The following is an 18,793-nucleotide window of genomic DNA, read 5'->3' as shown; positions in this document are numbered from 1 at the left end:
TCAGGCCGCCGGCTTGGCCGCGCTCGGCATCGCCTGCAGCGCGGCGTACGCCCGCCGGGGCCCGGCACCATCGGCCAACGAGGCGCTGAGCTCGCTCAGCCGGCCCCGCGGCTCGGCGCCGAGGCCCAGCAGTGCCACGGTGGCCTCCCGCAACGCATCAGCGCCTGCGGTGTTGGGGTCGAGGGAGATCGAGAAGCCGGCAGCGTCCAGTGCTGCGGCGCCGGCGAACTGGTCGGTCGAGAAGGGCAGCACGAGCAGCGGCACTCCGGCCGTCATCGCCTCGGTGACGGAGTTGTTGCCGCCGTGGGTGACCGCCAGGGCCGCGCCGTCGAGAAGCGCCACCTGGGGCAGGAACGCCCGCACCAGCCAGGAGTCCGGCACCGGTCCGAGCTCGGCGGGGTCGCTGGATCCGACCGCGATCGCGACCCTCACGTCGAGACCGCGCAGGGCCTCGGCCACCCGGCCGAGTACATCGCCGCGCACCGAGAGAAAACTGCCGAAGCTCACGTAGACCAGCGGACGGTCGTCGGCGCCGGCCAGCCAACGGGTCACCGCTGGGTCGTCGACCTCACTGCGCACCGCCGAGCCGAGGAAGGCGTGCTCGGGCAGCAGCGCCGTGCGCGCCGCCGAGTGCAGTTCGGCCGGGTAGTTGAGCAGCAGCACATCGCCGGTCTCGGTGAATGCGTCGCCACTGGGCGGAGCGGACGGGTCCAGCTGCAGCAGGGCATCGTTCCACTGCAGGGTGAAGTCGTCCCGCACCCGCTCGCAGAGCCGACGCAGCCGGGCCAGCTCGGCCGGGTCGGGTGTGAACGCGTCCGGCCAGTCCGAGGGGTAGCCGTACACCTCGTCGCCGACCGGCAGGGCGGTCGGATGCCCGAGCACCACGTCAGCGTGCCGCACGCCGGCGCTGATCAGGGCCAGCCGGGCACTGAAGGCGAGGTGGTCGACGATCACCTGGTCCGGCTGGATCTCGGCGACGAGACGCTGCACTTCGCGGGCCACGACGACGGGGTTCCAGAGCAGATCGCTGCTGCGCGCCTCGGCCTGGAACCTGAGCGTCTCGACCAGGCCGACCCTGGTGGCGTCGAAGAAGCCGCGCAGGGCGTCGTCCTCCCCGGTGGGCTGGTCTTCCGCGCGGATGGTGCCGGGGTTGGAGCCGCGGCCGAGTTGCAGGTTCACCCGTTCGAAGCCGAACTCGGCCACGATGCCGGCCGTGGCCGGTCCGCTGGCAACGACAACGCGCTCACCGGCGTCCTGCCAGGCGGTGCCGAGGGTCGCCAGCGGGAACAGGTGGGAGGCGTAGTCCGGGCTGATGATCAGGAGGGTCATGAGGCGCTCAGCGCCCAGTTGAGAGCTTCCTGAGCCTCTGCGACGGACTTGTACACGCCGGCGAGGGTGGACGCCATCGCCTGGATCGCGAAGGTGTCGGTGACCATGTCGGCGGCGCGCTGGGCGAATTCCTCGCCGAACGGGCCGCTGGCCAGGTCGAGGGCCTCGGAGATGCCGCCGGCCAGGCTTTTCGCGTCCGCGGTGTTCACCAGGAACCCCGTGGTGCCGTCTTCCACGTAGGTCGCCGGTCCGCCCGCGTCGGGTGCCACGACGGTGACCCCTGTCGCCATGGCTTCGAGCAGCGCGATGCCGAATTCTTCCTTCATGCTGGCGCACACGTACACGCCGTGCGGCGCGGCCAGGCCGGGCCGGCCGTGCCGGATCGCGGCCAGCCACCTGGCGACTGAATCGTTGGCGCGGTGGCCGGCGAGGAGCAGACCGTGGTCGGCGGCGGAGTCCAGTGGGATCGCCGTTCCGATCAGGTCGAGCTGGCCGCGTTCGTCGACCGACGGGTTGACCAGGTCCCCGCCGATGATCAACAGGTTGCAGCGTTCGCGCAGGCCAGGGTCGTCCGCCCAGGCGTGCACGAGGGTGGCCATGCCCTTCACCCTGTGCAGCCGGCCCACCGTCACCGCGAGCGGCAGGTGACGCCGGTGCGCCGGCAGGGTCTGCAGCAGGGCATCCAGGTCGGCGAAGTCGGCAGGGTCGCCCTGCACCGCGGCGGCCACGGAGCGCTGGATCACTGTGAGGTCGATGCCCTCCGCCACCACCGAGTGCCGCTCGGGATGTGCGGTGATGTCGATCCCGACGAGGTCGCGCATGTCCCGCTCCAGTTCGGGGCGGGGAAACAGCACTGTGTGCGCCGCGTCGGCAGCGATCCGCTGCACGAGCCGGGCCCGGAACCAGAAGTGCTCGACCTCGTCGACGGTGCCGAAGTTGGCCCGGGTGAGTGCCCCGGACGCATCCATGGCGTTGATGACGCTGTGCGGGTCGGGTGCGACGGTGAAGACGATCGGGATCTCGAGCTCACGGGCCACCGACGACGCGGCGAGGGTGCCGACGTCGGCCATCCGCAGGTGCATGACGTCGACGGTGCCTGCGGCGCGCAGGATGCGGCGGATGCCACGCTGCACCGCCACCCGGCGGGGCCAGGAGTCGGCGGAGGAGATCGGGTCGCCCAGGAACGGCACCGTCGCGAAGGCGTGCCCGGCGAGGGTGGAGCTCACCTCCGGCAGGCAGGCCAGCGCGGCGTCGGGACCGCCGCGCGACAGGGTGAGCACCCTGTCGACGGCGGGAGAGCGGCCGTCCAGACCGGAGCCGTCGAGGTTCATCATCGAACGGTCCAACGCCGAGCTGTCCAATGCCGAGTTGTCGATCGGCGCACCGTCCCCGTCGGCCACCAGGGCGTCACCCAGCCGCACGAGCAGGGTGGCGATGCCGCCGTTGTCGCCGGCACCCACCTGGCTGAGCTCGCGGTCGATATCCGCGTGCAGGAACAGCTGCGCCACGGTCTGGCCCCTGCTCCACGGTGCGCGCGGGTAGGTGGGCACCGTGAGGTCGAGCAGGGCGAGTCTGGCAACATCGGCGAGGTCGTCATCGCCGCGGGCGAGGTCGGTCACCACGGCGATGGCGGCATCGGTGGCGGGCCGGTCGCCGAGGGCGGCCACTGCCGCGGCCCTGGGGTCGAGGGCCTCGCCGGTGTCCCCCGCGATGCGGCGCAGCATCCGGTCCGGGATGCGTCCGGAGATCAGGCCGAGGGTCTCAACGAGGCGGGCACGGGCGGCCGGGTCGGCGACGCCGAGCATGGCGCCTTCGGTGGCCAGTGCGATGTGCTCGGGCGCTGAGGCCGCCCACTGCTCGAGCGTGCGCTGGGCGATCATGCCGGAGAATCCCCCGGTGACGACCATGCGCAGCAGGCCGGCGACGGCGTCGAAACGGGGCAGCCTGGTGCCGAAGGCCCAGGCGGCGTGTTCGCGCAGGAAGGCCGCGTCGTGCTCGAGCAGTGAGACCAGAACGTCGTCGGCTGACTCGTCGAACACCTGGGCCAGCGCGTGCACGGCGGCGATGGCGGTGAGCTGGTCGGTGGGGTCGAGCGCCGCCTGGGCGAGCAGGCGCACTGCCCGGTTGCCGCCGTCCCTGGTGGCGGCGATGGTCAGGTCGTCCGCGGAGCGGATACCGGCCAGGATGCCGTCGGCCGATCGCATCGAATCCAGAGTCGTGTGAGTGCCCACGGTGTCTCCCTCTCGGGCGGATACTCCGCCTGTCGTCCTGCGGAAACCATCCGCGCTGGTTGTGAGACACCGAAGCCGGCAACACGTCGCGATTAGCGCACGCTGCCGTCTCGCAATGACCCGCTGATACTTCGGAGCCGCACCCGGAAAGGTTTGCCCCGGAGCGATATTCTGCCACGTCGATCCGGCCCGCCGGTGACCGAAGGCGTTTGGTCAGGGCATTGGCAGGTTGACGTGATTCTGCGGGTCAGAACACCAGTCCGGCGGATGCCGTCAGCCCACCGTCGACGGCGAGAGTGGTACCGGTGACGTACGACGCGGCCGGGGAGATCAGAAAGGCGATGACCTCGGCGATCTCGGCAGGCTCAGCCAGCCGGCAGAGCGGGATGCGCCGGGAGAAGTCCCGCCCGAAGGTCTGCGCGACCGGGTTCTCGTTGGGATCGTCCGCCCGCACCAGACCGGAGGCCACGTTGTTCACCCTGATGCCCCTGGCCGCATAGGTGAGGGCCGATGAGCGCACGAGGTCGATCATGGCGATCTTCGACGCGTGGTAGGCCCAGTTGCCGGGATCGGCGAGCAGGCCGGCCACGGAGGCCGTGGCCACGATGCTGCGGTGGCCGTCGAGCGACAGTCCCTCCACTGCAGCCTGGATGCCCAGGGCGATGCTGTTCAGGTTCCGGGCGAGCAGGTGCTCGCCCTCTGCGACGGTGCCGGGCACGTTCAGGGCGCGGGACCCGCCGATGTCAGCCAGGAGCACCGCGGAGTCGAGCCTGCCGAAGGTGTTGATGGTCTGCGAGATCGCCAACCTCGAGTCGTGTTCGGTGCCCATGTCGCCCACCAACACCAGATGCTGGCCGCCGAGCAGGTCGGTGGGGTTGTCGTCGATTCCGGCGACCGCATAACCGTTCGCCAGCAGCCGGGCGATCACGGCCCGCCCCAGGGGCGAGTTGCCGCCGGTCACCATGGCCACCGGGGTTCTGGGTTTGACGGCTTCCGCGGCCACAGACGTGATCGGTCGGGAGGTCCGTGCGTGAGACTTCGCCGCCGGAGACTCTACAGCCGGAGACTCTGCTGTTGGAGATTCGAGTGTTCGGGATTCCAGGGTTTGAGAGTCGACCAGCTGCGAGTCAACGGCCTGCGAGTCAACAGCCTGAGACTCCACTTCGAGTGCCATGAGTACCTTCTATCGGGATTCGCTCAGTCAATGCGCCCCAAGGAAAATGCTACGCCCGGCCAGCCCACAAAGGCTAGATAGCCGGTCGTTCGCACACCGGGCACTCAGGCCGGGCACTCAGACCGGCGCGGGTTCCGCTGGCGTCTGTCGGAGGAGTGACGTACACTCCGAATGTCGAACAAGTGTTCGAAACGACCGGCGGAAGGCGAGCCATGCCCCAGATAATCGACACTACGGTGCAGGTCGAACTCTCCCCGGGCGGCGACCCGCGCGCGTTCGTCTGGGACCGGTTCGAACACACCATCATCGGCCAGCCCCAGGCCGTCTTCACCCGCACGCGCTGGTGGGAAGACAGCTCCGAAAAGAGCACCGGCGCCCCGATCCGCATCGACACCGAGCTGTGGCGGGTGGATGCCGCGCGAGGCGGCGAGGACCAGCACCGGTACGACCTCCGCCACGACGCCGACGGCACCTGGGTGCTCGCGCTCGACTGGGGGTGAACCATGGGATTTTCGCATCTGCACGTTGCCAGCGCCTACTCGACGCACTACGGCGTCACCCTGCCGGACGCGCTCGCCGGCCAGGCGGCCGCCGACGGCGCGACCTTCCTGGCCGTCACCGACCGCGACGGACTCTACGGTGCGGTCAAGCACGTGCGTGCCTGCGTAGCCGCAGGCATCCGGCCCGGGCTCGGCGCCGACCTCGCGGTGCACGACGATGACACCCGTGACTCGCTCGGCAGGGTCGTGGTCCTCGCGCACGGCGGCAGCGGAGAAGGCAGTGCCGGCCGCGGCTACGCCGCCCTCTGCCGGGCCGTCTCCAGCGCCCACGAGACAACGGTGCGGCTGTCCGGCCACGCGCCGAGCATCCCGCGCAGCCGCCTGGCCCAGCTGGCCGGACTGAACTCGTTGACCGTGCTGCTCGGACCGGCCTCCGATGTCGGCCGCGCCGTTCAGCGCCGGGACAACCCGTCGGCCAGGGCCGCTCTGGCCGACTGGCAACGGCTGATGCCGGCGCGGTCGCTGGCGCTCGAGGTCGTCTGCCACCTGGCCGAACCCGGCATGCCCGGCAGTGTCGCACCGGCAACCCGCATGCTCGCGCTCGCGGAGTACGCCCGGCTGCCCGCCGTGCTCAGCAACGCCGTGCGTTACGGCACCGCCGAGGAGGCGGTGACCGCCGACCTCGCCGACGCGGCGCGGTATCTCACTCCCCTGGCCCAGCTGGCTCAGCCTCACGACCCGCAGCCGCAGGCCAGACCCCTGCAGGTCAACGGTCAGGCCTGGTTGAAGCCCGCTGCCGCCATGCGGCAGGTGGCCCGCATGGTGGTGGATGCCGGGCAGCACAGCGATGGTGCGCTGGCCAGGTTGCTGCGCGACACCGACGACCTCGCCGAGCGTTGCGCTCTCGACCCCGTCGGGGACATCGGGCTCGGCCGGCCCCGCATGCCGGAGGCCCGCGTGATCGGCATCACCGGCGACCCGCTCGCCGAGCTGTGGGCGCGAGCCCGCCACGGCATCGACGATCGCTACGCCAACGCCGCCGGGTCGATGCTCACGGCTGCGCACACCAGGCTCGCCCACGAGATGGCAACCGTCGAGACTCTCGGCTTCGCCAGCTATTTCCTCACGGTGGCCAAGGTCGCCGACATCGTGCGCGACATGGGCATCCGCATCCAGGCTCGCGGCTCCGGCGTGGGCTCTGTGCTCAACTACGCCCTGCACACCTCATCGGTGGAACCCATCGAGAACGGCCTGCTCTGGGAGAGGTTCCTCTCCCCAGAGCGCCAGACCCTGCCGGACATCGATCTCGACGTGGAGTCGGCCAGACGCCACGACATCTACCGAAAGGTCTTCGAGACCTTCGGGGGCACCAGGGTTTCGCTGATGTCGATGACCAACGCCTACCGGGGCCGCGGCGCCGTGCGCGACGCCGGACTGGCGCTCGGCATGCCGGAGACCCAGGTCGCCACCATCGCCAAGCAGATGTGGCGCTTCAACGCCCGCGATTTTCGTGCGGCGCTGGCCGAGAAGCCGGAGCTGGAGGAGCTGGCCGCAGAGGTGCGGGAGTCGGCGCAGCTCGATCTGCTGGTGGATCTCACCGCCAGGCTGGACCGGCTGCCCAGACACATCTCGGTGCATCCCTGCGGCGTCATCCTCTCCAATGAGTCGCTGCTGGATCGCACCCCGGTGCAGGCGTCCGGGATGGGCCTGCCGATGTCGCAGTTCGACAAGCACGACATGGATCCGATGGGGCTGATCAAGCTCGACATCCTCGGCGTGCGCATGCAGTCGGCCATGGCCCACGCCGTGGAAGAACACCACCGGCTCACCGGCGAGCACATCGACCTGGACCGGGTGCCGCTGGACGACCCGGCCACCTTCGAACTCATCCGCTCCACGCGCACCCTGGGCATCTTCCAGATCGAGTCCCCCGGCCAGATGGAGCTGGTGGGCAAGTTGCAACCTGAGGTGTTCAACGACCTCACCGTGGAGATCTCGCTGTTCCGTCCCGGCCCGATGAAGAACAACATGCCGCTGCGCTACCTCGAGGCCAGGCACGGCGAGGTCGCCCCCGACTACATCCATCCCCGTTTCGAACCGATCCTGCGCGAGACCAACGGCGTCGTCATCTTCCACGAACAGGTGATGCGCCTCTTCGACGAACTCACCGGCTGCGGGCTCGGCCACGCCGATGTGCTGCGCCGGCACCTGGGCAAGCCCGACCAGCTCGGCATGATCGAGGCGTACGTGCGCGAGAACGCCCTCGGCCGCGGGTTCGATGCCGCCACGATCGACCGGGTCTGGACGGTGCTGGCCGGGTTCGGCAGTTTCGGCTTCGCCAAGGCGCACGGGGCGGCATTCGCCCTGCCCACCTACCAGTCCGCCTGGCTGAAGACCCACCATCCGGCGGCGTTCCTGGCCGGACTGCTCACCCACGATCCGGGGATGTGGCCCAAGGACCTGCTCGTGGCCGAGGCCCGGGTGCTCGGCGTGCCGGTGCTCGGCCTCGACGTGCAGCACAGCGCCCTCGACTACAGGGTCGAGTCCGTCGGCGCCGGTCAGGGCATCCGCATGCCGCTGCCCGAGCTGACGGGATCGAGCGACGCCGAGCGCGCCCGGATCGTGCGGCACCAGCCCTTCACGTCGCTGCAGGACTTCCGGGACCGGGTGCACCCGCGCCGGCGCACCTTCGAGGCCCTCGCCCGCGTCGGCGCGCTCGACAGCTTCATCGATCACGACCGCACCAGACGGCATGAGCTGCTCGCCCATATCCAGTCGCTGCGGGGCACGGCCATCACGATCGCCGACGACCAGCTCGCCTTCGAGGTGCCGCTGCCGGTGCAGGGCTACGAGGGTGCGCGCTTCAACGCCGTCACCTCGCTGCAGCTGCGCGGCCGCACCCAGTCCGACCTCGAGCTGCTCGACACGGGGCTGGCCGTGTCCGACCACCGGATGCGCAAGTTCTATCCGCTGTTCGCCGACCTCGGCGTCACTCCGGCGTCGCAGCTGGCCACTCTGCCCGGCGGCACCGAGGTGCTCCTGGCCGGGGTGCGCAGGGCCACGAACACCCCGCCGATGCGGAACGGGCGCCGCGTGGTGTTCGTCAGCCTCGACGACGGTACCGGGCCGGTGGCCAACGTCGTGTTCTTCCACGACGCCCAGGAACGCATCGGCGGCGGGGTGTTCCAGACCGAGCTGATGCTCGTGCGTGGCCGCACCCGGCGCTCGGGCGCCCGCGGGGTCTCGGTGACGGGTGAGGGAATGTGGGATCTGGTCACGGTGGCGAAGGAGCGGGCCAGGGCGGCGGCCAAGGCGGCCAGGGCGGCCAGGGCGGCGATCACCCTCGACGCCGTACCGTCCGGCACGGATGAGGCTGCTGCCGAGGCTGCCGCCGCCGCGGTCCGGCCGCCGATGCGGAGGGCGGGCGGGTCCGGCACCGCCCCGTTCGACCTGTGGGCTCAGAACCTGTGGGCACAGGGCACACCTGCCTAGTCGTTCTGCCCGGCCTCCTCCGCGTCGGTGAACTCCTGATCGGTGTCGTCGTCATCGAAGTCGTCATCCGGCCCGGGCTCCGGCCCGGGCTCCGGCTCGGGCTCGGGCTCGACGGGCACCCCGGGGAAGGGATCACCGCCGTATTTCGCGTTCGCCACCGACATCACTTCCGGCCACATCCGGTGCCGAGCGGTGGCGGCGGGCCCGCTCTCGAACGCGCGGGCGCGCTGATTGGCGTTGCCGGTGACGGTGACCACGCCGACGACGGTCGCCACCTTGCTGCTTGCGCCGCTCATCCAGGTGTCTTTGGCACCGTCGGTGGTGCCGGTCTTGCCGAACATCGGCACCCGCGGCACCGTGGCCGAGTGCGACTGCACGGCGGTGCCCTTTGTGAGCACCTGGCTCAGGGCCGCCACCATCTCCCGGTCGGTATCCGGGCTCACGGACTGAGCGCACCGCGAGGTGGGGATCGGCACTTCGGTGCCGTCCGAGCCGATCATCCGGTCGATCACGATCGGGCTGCAGGTCACGCCGCGGTTGGCGATGCCGGCGAATGCGACGGCCATGCTCAACGGAGCGATCTCGTTGGTGCCGATCACGGCCGCGGCGCTCTGGCTCAACGGTTCCCCGTCGGCGCGGTGCACCCCGAAGGCCTCCGCCATTTTGCGGATCCCGCACAGGTCGAGCCGTTTGGCCATGCCGATGAAACCCGTGTTGATCGATCCGATGGTGGATTCGAGCGCGCTGTAGTTGCCACCGGCTTCGTCGGCGTCGTTCTTGGGGCTCCAGCCTTCCGAATCGTAGTTCTGTGGTCCGAGGCAACTGTCGTTGAAGGTTCCCCAGCTCGATCTGGGCGCCGAGTCGACCCGCTCGTTTACCGAGTGGCCGGTGCTCAGCCATTCCGCGAGCGTGAAGACCTTGTAGGTGGAGCCGGGCTGGAAGCCCCGGGAACCGCCGGCAATGAAATCGGTGTTGTAATTCACGCTGCTCCAGTTGCTGCCGGTGGCCTGCACCTCCGGGTCCTGGCTGTAGTCCTTGTTCTGCGCCATCGCGAGCACCCGGCCGGTGCCCACCTCAACGCTCGAGATGACCCCACCAACGTCCCAGCCGGGCATCGACTTGGGCACGTTGTTGTTCATCGTCGTCACCGCGGCAAACTGCAGGTCGAGGTCGAGGGTGGTGTACACCTCGAAGCCACCGCGGCGGATGTTCTTGATGCGGGTGTCCGCGTCGGCGCCGAACGCCGGGTCGTTGGCCAGCACGTGGATGACGTAGTCGCAGAAGAACGCATCACCCCTGGCCGTCTGGCAGCCGGTGCTCGGCTCGTTGATGGTCGGTTCGATCGGGGCGGCGAGGGCCTCGGCGAACTCGGCCGCGGTGATCTTGCCGTACTTCTTCATTTCTCCGAGGATGTAGTCGCGGCGCTTCTTGTTGTCCTGGTAGCCATTGGCCGCACCATTGGTCTCGCTGCCCGGCCTGTCGAGACGGAACTTGCCCGGGTTGTTCACGATGGCCACGAGGCTCGCCGCCTGCGCCACCGTGAGATCGGCGGCCGTCTTACCGAAGTAGTAGTCGGCCGCCGCCTCGATGCCGTAGACCCGGCCGCCGAAGCCGGCGATGTTGAGGTACTGGCGCAGGATGTCGTTCTTGGCGTATTTCTTCTCCACGCCGATCGCCAGCCGCATCTCCTTGAGCTTGCGGGTGGCCGTGGTCACGGTGGCTTCCGAGTAGCAGGCCGAGATCTCCTCCTCGGTGGAGAGCATCTCGCACTTCTGCACCAGCACGTTCTTCACGTATTGCTGGGTGATCGACGACCCGCCCTGCACGTTCCCCTGCAGGGCCGTCGTAAATGCACCGCGCACGGTGCCCTGCAGGTCGACACCGCCGTGCTCGTAGAAACGAGGGTCCTCTCCGGCGACCGCCGCGTCTTTCACGTTCTGGCCGATCTCGTCCCAACCCACCTCGACCCGGTTCTGGTCGTACAGGGTCGCGAGCAGCACAGGCGTTCCGTCCGACGTCGTGGCGTAGATGTTGCTGCGTTGGGCCAGGGGCTCGATTTCCAAGTAGTCCGGGAGGGTCTCGAAGATGTTGATGGTGCTGGATGCGGTGACCCCGGTCAGCGCCACCACCGGTGCCAGGCCCACGGTGACGAGCATTCCGGCGACGGCACTGACCGCGACCAGCCCGACCAAGCCGCTGACCACGCCACCGACGGACCGCGACGGTGTCACTCCGGTTCCGTTCATGCCGTTCGTACCGTTGCTCACCATCGCTGTGAATCCACCCTTCCACCCACGGCACCCCGAATCGCGCCAGTACACATCCACTCAATGCCGCGGCCGGCGGGTTCGCTAGGGGCTTGCCGAACTGCTCGAACAGGAGCAGCGGAGCGGTCGGCGTTAGAGTTGCGTGTCACGTTCTCTGGAGGAAATATGGCCGGACCGGCAATGCCCAATGTGCCTAGCAGGCGCAACGTCAAGGTGCTCACGGATGCGATCGCGACCCTGGAATCCGGGACCGCCGTCTCGGCGATGTTCCTGACCAAGCGCTACGGGGCGTTCACCATCGACGGGACGGCCTTCATCTCGGCGTCGGTCAAGACCCTCACCGTCGGCGGTCGTTCCATCGAGCAGAACCTGAAGCCCCACAAGTCACTGCAGGCGCTGCAGACCCTCGAGCCCACCGAGCCTGTCGCCGACGACGCCGAACCGACTGCCACCCCCGACGTGCAACACGGCGACCTCATCTCGGTGCTCTTCGTCGATCCCGCCTACGGCCCGTTCACCGTCACGGGTGTCGGCGTCGCGTCCACGGTGAGCGATGTGGTGCTCGTCGGCGGCTGGTTCGTGAGCCGGGCCGGCACCACGGCTCCCCGGGTCGTGGCCGTTGAGGTGCTGGCCGCCAGCGGCAGCCACGAATATCCCCTGCCGCCGCGGATCGTGAGCTGGGGCGAAGACGCCGAAGGCACTACCGAGTACTAGGAGAAAACGCATGAGTATCCCAGCGAACTTCACCATCGTGACCCTGGGGGTCGCCGACCTCACCAGGTCGATCGCCTTTTACTCGGGCCTCGGTTGGGAGCAGCGCGGCGACCCGTCTGCCGGCATCACCTGGTTCCGCACCAGCGGCACCTGGATCGGCCTCTTCGGTTATGCCGAGCTGGCGGCAGACATCGGCGTGGCTGCCGATCTGCCGACTGGGTATCGCGGAATCACCCTCGCGCTCAATTTCGGCGCCGAGAGCGAGGTCGACGCAGCCCTGGCCGAGGCCGTCGCCGTGGGGGCCCGGTTGGTGAAGCCGGCCACTCGCGCTGTGTGGGGTGGCTACTCGGGCTACTTCGCCGATCCGGACGGCCACCTGTGGGAGGCCGCCTATGCGCCCGGTTTCCCCGTGGCGCCCGACGGCACCATCGAGATCACCGACTAGAAACGCGAAACGACCCGGCAGCCGAGGCTGCCGGGTCGTTCTGTGGAGCGGAGACGACTACGCGCGAACGCCCGTTGCCGTGGTCTTCTTGGGCCACGCCGGAGCGAGGGTCAGAAGGGCCCAGCCGAACAGGCCGGACAGGATGCCCATGCCGATGGCGAAGGCCGAGACACCGAACGAGACAACCGAGGTGAAGAGCGAGGTGCGCAGGAACGACGCGTTCATGACGGTCGCGCGCAGCGGGTCTTCCCTGTCGAGCTCGGCGTAGGTCTTGCCTTCGGCCATGTCGAGGGCGTGGTGGTTGATGATGTCGGCCTGCGCGAAAGCGGAGAACGGGCCGACGACGGGTGCGCCCGCGAGGAACGATGCGTCCTCGGCGACGGTGATCTTCTCGGCGGCGAGCTGCGAGCTCACGACGCCCCAGACCACGCCACCACCGACGATCATGACGACGGCGCCGAGAATTCCGGCCCAGCCGATGAGCTTGACGGCCTTGACCTTGGTGGCGCCCAGGGCGGTGGCCGGAACGGTTGCAGTTGACACGGTGTTGCCTTTCGTTGTGATTCTGAAGATAATCACAGTCTGCCAGCATCCGGTTTTCCCAGTCAGGGTACAAAGTCCCTGGCTTCGAATTCGTAACACTTAAGATGCTGATCAGAACCGAAAACGACCTTACGAATTTATATGCGTAAGGCCGCTATCGCCGGTGTGTCCGTGGCGGGATATCTCTAGAAGACCGTCAGGCCCCGTGACTCGAACTGCCCGCGAACGCGGTTCAGCAGTTCGTTCTCCGGCGGGTGCACACCGTGCAGCGGGTACGGGATGCTCAGGCGGTCCCACTTGTCTTCGCCCATCTGGTGGAAGGGCAGAACCTCGACGCGCTGAACGTTGGGCCACTTCTTCACGATGTCGATGACGGCCTCGACGTTGTCAACGGCGTCTGTGAGCCCGGGAACGAGCACAAAACGTACCCAGACCGGGATGTTGCGTTCGGCGAGCCGGTCGCCGAAGGCGATCGTCGGCGCGAGTTCGCGGCCGGTGACGGCCTTGTATGTCTCGGGCAGGCCCGACTTCACGTCGAGCAGCACGAGGTCGACGTTGTCAAGCAACTCGTCTGAGGCGCTCTTGCCGAGGTAGCCGGAGGTGTCCAGGGTGGTGTGCACGCCGAGGGCGTGGGCCTCCTTGAACATCCGCTTCACGAACGCGGGCTGCATCAGCGGTTCGCCGCCGGAGATGGTGAGGCCGCCGTTGGTGGCCTTGAAGACACCCAGGTAGCGCGTCATGCGGGCGATGAGCTCATCGATGGGCGTGACCAGCCCGTCGCGCATCTTCCAGGTGTCCGGGTTGTGGCAGTACTGGCAGCGCAGCAGGCAGCCAGAAAGAAAGAGGGTCATGCGGGTGCCCGGACCGTCAACAGCGGTCACGAGCTCCCAGGAATGCACACTGGCGACGGTGCCCTCGCGGATCGCCTTCATTTCCAGGGTGTGCAGTTCGGCCTTGCGGTCGGCGTCGTTGAGGGCGCTGACCCCGTCGGCCACGTCGACCGAGAGGTCGACGTGGGCGTCGAGTTCGACAACTGGACAGGCAACGCTAGGGAAGCCGAGGTTGATTGCGGTCATGGTCTCGTCCTACCTAGCGTTGCCGGTCATGTGTTGCGGATTTTTTTAGTGCGAGTGGAACGTGCGGCTGATGACATCCATCTGCTGCTCGCGGGTGAGGCGAACGAAGTTCACCGCGTAGCCGGAGACGCGAATCGTCAGCTGCGGGTAGTTCTCCGGGTGAAGCATTGCGTCTTCGAGCGTCTCTTTGTTCAGCACGTTGACGTTGAGGTGGTAACCGGTAGCCGACGTGAACGCGTCGAGCAGGCCGACCAGGCTGGTGATCTGTTCGTCCTTGGTGTGACCGAGGCCACTGGGAACGACAGTGTTGGTCAGCGAGATGCCGTCCTGCGCTTCACTGTACGGGAGCTTCGCGACGCTGAGCGCCGACGCGAGCATGCCGTGCGTGTCGCGGCCGTTCATCGGGTTGGCACCCGGTGCGAACGGCTCGCCCTTACGGCGACCATCGGGCGTGTTGCCGGTGGCCTTGCCGTAGACCACGTTGGACGTGATCGTCAGGATCGACTGGGTGTGGATCGCGTCGCGGTAGGTCGGGTGCTTGCGGATCATGGTCATGAAGCGTTCCATGACGTCGACTGCAATGACGTCGACGCGGTCGTCGTCGTTGCCGAAGGTGGGGAATTCGCCTTCGACGGTGTAGTCGACAACCAGGCCGGTCTCGTCGCGAACCGGACGGACCTTGGCGTACTTGATGGCGGACAGGGAGTCGGCAACCACGCTCAGGCCGGCGATGCCGCAGGCCAGGGTGCGGATGATTTCCTTGTCGTGCAGTGCCATTTCGAGGCGCTCGTACGCGTACTTGTCGTGCATGTAGTGGATACAGTTCAGTGCGGTGACGTAGGTCTCAGCAAGCCATTCGAGGGTCTCGAGGTAGGCCGGGAAGACGGTCTCGTAGTCGAGGATCTCGTCGGTGTTCGGCGCGGTGGCCGGGGCGATCTGCTTGCCGGACACCTCGTCCTTGCCACCGTTGATGGAGTACAAGAGCGCCTTGACAGCGTTGACGCGAGCTCCGAAGAACTGCATCTGCTTGCCGACGCGCATCGGGGAGACACAACATGCGATCGCGGCGTCGTCACCCATCTCCTCGCGGATCAGGTCGTCGGACTCGTACTGGATGGCCGACGTGTCGATCGAGACCTGGGCGCAGAAGCGCTTGAAGCCCTCGGGCAGCTTGTCGCTCCACAGCACGGTCAGGTTCGGCTCGGGTGCGGGGCCCACGTTGTACAGGGTCTGCAGGAAGCGGAACGCGGTCTTGGTGACCAGCGGGCGGCCGTCTTCACCGATGCCGGCGAGCGACTCGGTGACCCAGGTGGGGTCGCCGGCGAAGATCTCGTCGTACTCCGGGGTACGGAGGAAGCGCACGATGCGCAGCTTGATGACCAGGTCGTCGATGAGCTCCTGCGCACCGGACTCGGTCAGCGTGCCGGCCTTGAGGTCGCGCTCGATGAAGGCGTCGAGGAAGGCCGCGTTGCGGCCGAACGACATTGCTGCACCGTTCTGCTCCTTGACGGCACCGAGGTAGGCGAAGTACAGCCACTGCACGGCTTCGCGGGCTGTGGTGGCCGGCTTGGTGATGTCGGAGCCGTAGCTGGCTGCCATCTGGGCGAGTTCCTTGAGGGCCCGGATCTGCTCCGAGTTTTCCTCGCGGGCACGGATGATGTCCTCGGTCGAGGGCTCCATGTCCAGCTCGGCGCGGTCGTTCTTCTTGCCGGCGACGAGTGCGTCGATGCCGTACAGCGCCACGCGACGGTAGTCGCCGATGATACGGCCGCGGCCGTAGGCATCCGGCAGACCCGTGATCAGGTGGCTGCTGCGTGCGCGGCGGACCCCGGGAGGGTAGACGTCGAAGACGGCGGTGTTGTGGGTCTTGCGGTAGTCGGTGAAGATCGTCTCCAGCTCGGGCGAGACCGGGTATCCGTAGGTCTCGAGCGAGGTGGCGACCATGCGCCAGCCACCGAAGGGCATGATCGCGCGCTTCAGGGGCGCGTCGGTCTGGAGGCCGACGATGACCTCGTTGTCCTTGTCGATGTAGCCGGGCTTGTGCGCGGTGATGGACGAGGGCGTCGTGGCGTCGATGTCATAGACGCCCTTCTCGCGCTCGACCGGGAACATCGCGGACAGCTTGGCCCAAATGCCTGTGGTGCGCTCGGTGGCGCCTTCGAGGAAGCTTGCGTCGCCGGTGTACGGCGTGTAGTTGCGCTGGATGAAGTCGCGCAGGTTGATCGAGTCTTGCCACGGGCCGGCAACGAATTCTGCCTGGCCGGGTTCTGCGAGACCGCGCTGGTCGCTTCGGATGCCATCTGTTACGGTCATATGGATTTGCTCTCCTTGTAGGATCGAGGCTTTCCCGCTGACTGGGTGTTTATTCCAACAGCAGGCCACAAGAGCAGACCACGAGGTACCAGCTAGTGCCACGGTGCCGGTGGTTCGCCCTCTGTTCTGAACACTACCCTCCGAGGTAGCGCCGCAACCGGGACTTTGGTCCCCTATTCACCTCCAGTTGGGGGGTGTCACCTGGGCGTGACCGAGCGCAGTTCGAACTCCCGAACGGGCTGGGGATTCCCGGCCGCGCAGGTGCTCAGCAGGGGTGCCGACTTCGTCTCTGCGAGCCGCACGGTGAGGTGTTCGCCGCTGTGGTCGAAGCTCACGGTGTGCACTCCCCCTGACTCCGTCCAGGAGCGATACTCGAAGGCGTCGATGCGGTTGTCGCCGCGGTTCGCCCTGGCGAAGGCCGCCGCCGCCTGCACGACGTTGGGCAGCGAGCTGCGCCCGCGGAACCAGAGCGGTGCGATGCGGCCGTCGCGGTAGTCGTCGACGATGCCGGGGGCCTCCGCACCGGTGACCCGGCCGTAGTACAGCCCGTGCGGGAAGATGATCATGGTGGCCGCGAACCTGTCGCCGCCGAGGTGCGAGCATTCCCAGGTGCCGTCCGGGTGCGCCTGGGCGATGGCCGTGACCACGGGTCTGCCCTTCACGGCGCAGCACTGGTCGTGCCTGGCGTGGGTGCACACGCAGATGAGCGGCTCCGTCGACGCCGCGCCGGTTGACCCGTCCAACGGCACGGTCAGCAGATCGGCGGGATCGGTCACCATGCCCCAGTGCACTCGTTCGTGACCAACGCGCGCATCCACTGCTGCCCACCGCCACTCGGTCTGAGCACGACGTTGCAGCGACGTGCGACCGGTGCGGCGAATGGCGAGCGGGCGGATGCCGGCGGATTCGATGCGCGTGACCAGGGCCCGGGCGAGTCCGGGGTCGAGCGGGGACTGCAGGAAGGCGTGGGCGCCCCAGGCCCCATCGATTTCGACGAGGAACCACCGTTCGCCGAAGCCGGCCGTGCCGGTGAGTGGATCGCCGCGCTCGAGCGAGCGATCGCTGCAGGGCAGCCAGCCGGCCGCAGAGGGCTGGCTCACCGCACCACCAGCACACCCTCGCGAACCAGGCGCCTGGCCACGACCAGCGAGGATGCCGCATCCAGCCCGGTCAGGCCGCCGGCCTGCACGGTGTGCCCGGCCACGATCTGCGCCAGGGCGTCGGCCGCCTCAGCGGGAAGGGTGAGTGTCTTGGCCGGAAGCACGAGCAACACGTCGGCCGGGTTCGAACCCTGCCGGATGCCGGCGTCGAGCCCGCGCCGCAGGCTGACGGTGGTGGCCTCGTGCAGCGCCGCCGCGGCGGCCGTGGTGGCCAGGGGTGCGATCGGTTCGGCCCGGGTGGATGCCTGCACGCGCCCGGCCAGGCGCCCGCTCACGGCCTGGGCGACGCCGGGCTCTTCCCCGGTGAAGCGGGCGAGATCTGCGACGGCGTCGGCCAGCAGGGCGCGCACGGCGGCCGCATCCGTGAGGTCGATGCCCAGGGGCAGGGCTGCCCGCAGGCTGTCGTCGGCGGCCGCGTGCGCGACGGCCTCGCGCAGCACGTCGTGGCGGGTGAGCGCGGCGACGCCGATGGTGAGGTGGATCGAGGTGCCGCCGAGGGCTGTCGCCGAGTGGATCCATCCGCGGGGCAGATAGAGCACGTCGTTGGGCCGGAACACCTCGTCGATGGTGGGCTCGCCCTGGGCCTGGTTTTCGACGGCCTCGCGATAGGCGGTCCACGGCTGCTCCCGCAGCGGGTGCAGGTGCACGGGTGGGTGGATGCGCCAGTGCTTCTCCCCCGCAATCTGGATGACGAACACGTCGTGCACGTCGTAGTGCGGATCGAAGCCGCGTGCAGAAGCCGGGGTGATGTAGGCGTTCACCTGAACTGGATGCCCGATGTCGCTCATCAGTTGCCTGGCGAATTCGGCGACCGGCGGCCAGATGCGGTGCAGTCCCTGGAGCACCAGGGTGGCACCGCCGCTGAACTCGTCGAGCACCTTGTCGGCGCTGACCTGGTCGGCGATCTCGGCTCCCAGCCCTCCTGGCGCCGTGTACCGGGCGGAATCGAGCACCACGCCCTCCCGTGCCATCCGCACGAATGGGGTGCGCAGGCCCCGATGCGTGACGAGTTCGTCAACGGCGCCAGCAGAGAACAGGTCGTCGAACCGGCTGCCCAGCTCTGACGAACGAGTGAAGAGCGGCTGGCTGTCCCAGTAGTCGGTTGCGAAAGCATCCGGCGCGACCGCGAGCAAGCGCGCGAGCGCGGGACGATCCCTCGGCCCGCGCTCCTCGCTCGTCATCAGGCGGTTCCGTCAGCGCCGCCGTCGTGGCCTTCCGGGTTGGCGCCGCCGTCAGCGATGCCTTCGCTGGAGGCGGAGCCGTCTGCGCCGCCGTCGTGGCCGGCCGGGTTGGCGCCGCCGTCCGCGGTGCCTTCGCCGGCATCCGCCGTTCCGTCGGCCCCGCCGTCATGGCCACCCGGGTTGGCGCCGCCGTCGGCAGTTCCCTCGCCTGAACCCGATCCGCCTGATCCGGATGTTGTGATGTCGTCGTCGTTGATGCCCACTGCGTACCTCCGTTGCCGTAACCGAGCGCCGGCTGGCGCCCAAGCCGATAGTACGTCGCGGGCCGCGCTGATGGCAGTACCCCGCCCGAATCGGGCCGCAAAGAC

At 68.4% G+C, this 18,793-nt stretch carries 14 protein-coding genes; 4 read left to right on the top strand and 10 right to left on the bottom strand.

Annotation, left to right across the window (positions count from 1 at the left end):
• The 3 genes from ACEN2M_RS03965 to ACEN2M_RS03955 form a co-directional block, all read right to left on the bottom strand.
• Nucleotides 1-1,329 carry a nucleotide disphospho-sugar-binding domain-containing protein gene (locus ACEN2M_RS03965; RefSeq protein WP_441646832.1) on the bottom strand — a complete coding sequence of 443 codons (1,329 nt, stop codon included), beginning with the start codon at nt 1,327-1,329 and terminating at the stop codon, nt 1-3.
• Entirely contained in the window at nt 1,326-3,560 is a 2,235-nt protein-coding gene (locus ACEN2M_RS03960; RefSeq protein WP_441646831.1) for a glycosyltransferase, read from the bottom strand. The genes ACEN2M_RS03965 and ACEN2M_RS03960 overlap by 4 nt, the downstream gene beginning before the upstream one ends.
• Nucleotides 3,561-3,807: 247 nt before the next feature.
• On the bottom strand, nt 3,808-4,563 hold the full coding sequence (locus tag ACEN2M_RS03955; protein ID WP_441646830.1) for an SDR family NAD(P)-dependent oxidoreductase: 756 nt from the start codon (nt 4,561-4,563) through the stop codon (nt 3,808-3,810).
• Nucleotides 4,564-4,946: 383 nt separating this feature from the next.
• On the opposite strand from ACEN2M_RS03955, the gene ACEN2M_RS03950 reads away from it, so the two are divergent.
• Nucleotides 4,947-5,234, top strand: coding sequence for a hypothetical protein (locus ACEN2M_RS03950; protein WP_441646829.1), 288 nt, complete (start codon nt 4,947-4,949; stop codon nt 5,232-5,234).
• Nucleotides 5,235-5,237: 3 nt separating this feature from the next.
• The gene (locus ACEN2M_RS03945) at nt 5,238-8,726 is read left to right on the top strand and encodes a DNA polymerase III subunit alpha (RefSeq protein ID WP_441646828.1); all 3,489 of its coding nucleotides are present in this window, start codon (nt 5,238-5,240) and stop codon (nt 8,724-8,726) included.
• On the opposite strand, the gene ACEN2M_RS03940 is transcribed toward ACEN2M_RS03945, so the two are convergent.
• A complete protein-coding gene (locus ACEN2M_RS03940; RefSeq protein WP_441646827.1) occupies nt 8,723-10,996 on the bottom strand; it encodes a transglycosylase domain-containing protein in 2,274 nt (757 codons plus the stop codon). The two genes, ACEN2M_RS03945 and ACEN2M_RS03940, sit on opposite strands and share 4 nt — an antisense overlap.
• A 177-nt stretch (nt 10,997-11,173) precedes the next feature.
• Here ACEN2M_RS03940 and ACEN2M_RS03935 point away from each other — a divergent pair, with 177 nt between their 5' ends.
• Both ACEN2M_RS03935 and ACEN2M_RS03930 read left to right on the top strand, forming a co-directional pair.
• The gene (locus ACEN2M_RS03935) at nt 11,174-11,707 is read left to right on the top strand and encodes a hypothetical protein (RefSeq protein ID WP_441646826.1); all 534 of its coding nucleotides are present in this window, start codon (nt 11,174-11,176) and stop codon (nt 11,705-11,707) included.
• Between the two features lie 10 nt (nt 11,708-11,717).
• A complete protein-coding gene (locus ACEN2M_RS03930) occupies nt 11,718-12,152 on the top strand; it encodes a VOC family protein (RefSeq protein WP_441646825.1) in 435 nt (144 codons plus the stop codon).
• Nucleotides 12,153-12,209: 57 nt separating this feature from the next.
• On the opposite strand, the gene ACEN2M_RS03925 is transcribed toward ACEN2M_RS03930, so the two are convergent.
• The 6 genes from ACEN2M_RS03925 to ACEN2M_RS03900 all read right to left on the bottom strand — a co-directional run bounded on the left by ACEN2M_RS03925 (nt 12,210) and on the right by ACEN2M_RS03900 (nt 18,688).
• Complete coding sequence (locus ACEN2M_RS03925; protein ID WP_441646824.1) at nt 12,210-12,695, bottom strand: aromatic ring-opening dioxygenase LigA; 486 nt, start codon at nt 12,693-12,695, stop codon at nt 12,210-12,212.
• Nucleotides 12,696-12,880: 185 nt separating this feature from the next.
• Nucleotides 12,881-13,771: a pyruvate formate-lyase-activating protein gene (gene pflA, locus ACEN2M_RS03920; RefSeq protein ID WP_441646823.1), complete on the bottom strand. Its 891-nt coding sequence runs from the start codon at nt 13,769-13,771 to the stop codon at nt 12,881-12,883.
• A gap of 45 nt (nt 13,772-13,816) precedes the next feature.
• Complete coding sequence (gene pflB, locus ACEN2M_RS03915) at nt 13,817-16,084, bottom strand: formate C-acetyltransferase (protein WP_441646822.1); 2,268 nt, start codon at nt 16,082-16,084, stop codon at nt 13,817-13,819.
• A gap of 197 nt (nt 16,085-16,281) precedes the next feature.
• Complete coding sequence (locus ACEN2M_RS03910; protein WP_441646821.1) at nt 16,282-17,184, bottom strand: sucrase ferredoxin; 903 nt, start codon at nt 17,182-17,184, stop codon at nt 16,282-16,284.
• On the bottom strand, nt 17,181-18,425 hold the full coding sequence (locus ACEN2M_RS03905; protein ID WP_441646820.1) for a cupin domain-containing protein: 1,245 nt from the start codon (nt 18,423-18,425) through the stop codon (nt 17,181-17,183). The genes ACEN2M_RS03910 and ACEN2M_RS03905 overlap by 4 nt, the downstream gene beginning before the upstream one ends.
• Complete coding sequence (locus tag ACEN2M_RS03900; protein WP_441646819.1) at nt 18,425-18,688, bottom strand: BatC protein; 264 nt, start codon at nt 18,686-18,688, stop codon at nt 18,425-18,427. The genes ACEN2M_RS03905 and ACEN2M_RS03900 overlap by 1 nt, the downstream gene beginning before the upstream one ends.
• Nucleotides 18,689-18,793 lie beyond the last annotated feature (105 nt).

The organism is Cryobacterium sp. W22_MBD10_FK3, from assembly GCF_052113745.1.
In the GTDB taxonomy this organism is placed as follows: Bacteria; Actinomycetota; Actinomycetes; order Actinomycetales; family Microbacteriaceae; genus Cryobacterium.
The sequence above is the reverse complement of the archived record's forward strand: the minus strand, read 5'-3'. Positions and strand labels throughout refer to the sequence as shown.

Coding starts and splice junctions, on each gene's coding strand:
- ACEN2M_RS03965 (WP_441646832.1), bottom strand. CDS start 1,329: ATGACCCTCCTGATCATCAGCCCGGACTACGCCTCCCACCTGTTCCCG.
- ACEN2M_RS03950 (WP_441646829.1), top strand. CDS start 4,947: ATGCCCCAGATAATCGACACTACGGTGCAGGTCGAACTCTCCCCGGGC.
- ACEN2M_RS03945 (WP_441646828.1), top strand. CDS start 5,238: ATGGGATTTTCGCATCTGCACGTTGCCAGCGCCTACTCGACGCACTAC.
- ACEN2M_RS03940 (WP_441646827.1), bottom strand. CDS start 10,996: ATGGTGAGCAACGGTACGAACGGCATGAACGGAACCGGAGTGACACCG.
- ACEN2M_RS03935 (WP_441646826.1), top strand. CDS start 11,174: ATGCCCAATGTGCCTAGCAGGCGCAACGTCAAGGTGCTCACGGATGCG.
- ACEN2M_RS03930 (WP_441646825.1), top strand. CDS start 11,718: ATGAGTATCCCAGCGAACTTCACCATCGTGACCCTGGGGGTCGCCGAC.
- pflA (WP_441646823.1), bottom strand. CDS start 13,771: ATGACCGCAATCAACCTCGGCTTCCCTAGCGTTGCCTGTCCAGTTGTC.
- pflB (WP_441646822.1), bottom strand. CDS start 16,084: ATGACCGTAACAGATGGCATCCGAAGCGACCAGCGCGGTCTCGCAGAA.
- ACEN2M_RS03905 (WP_441646820.1), bottom strand. CDS start 18,425: ATGACGAGCGAGGAGCGCGGGCCGAGGGATCGTCCCGCGCTCGCGCGC.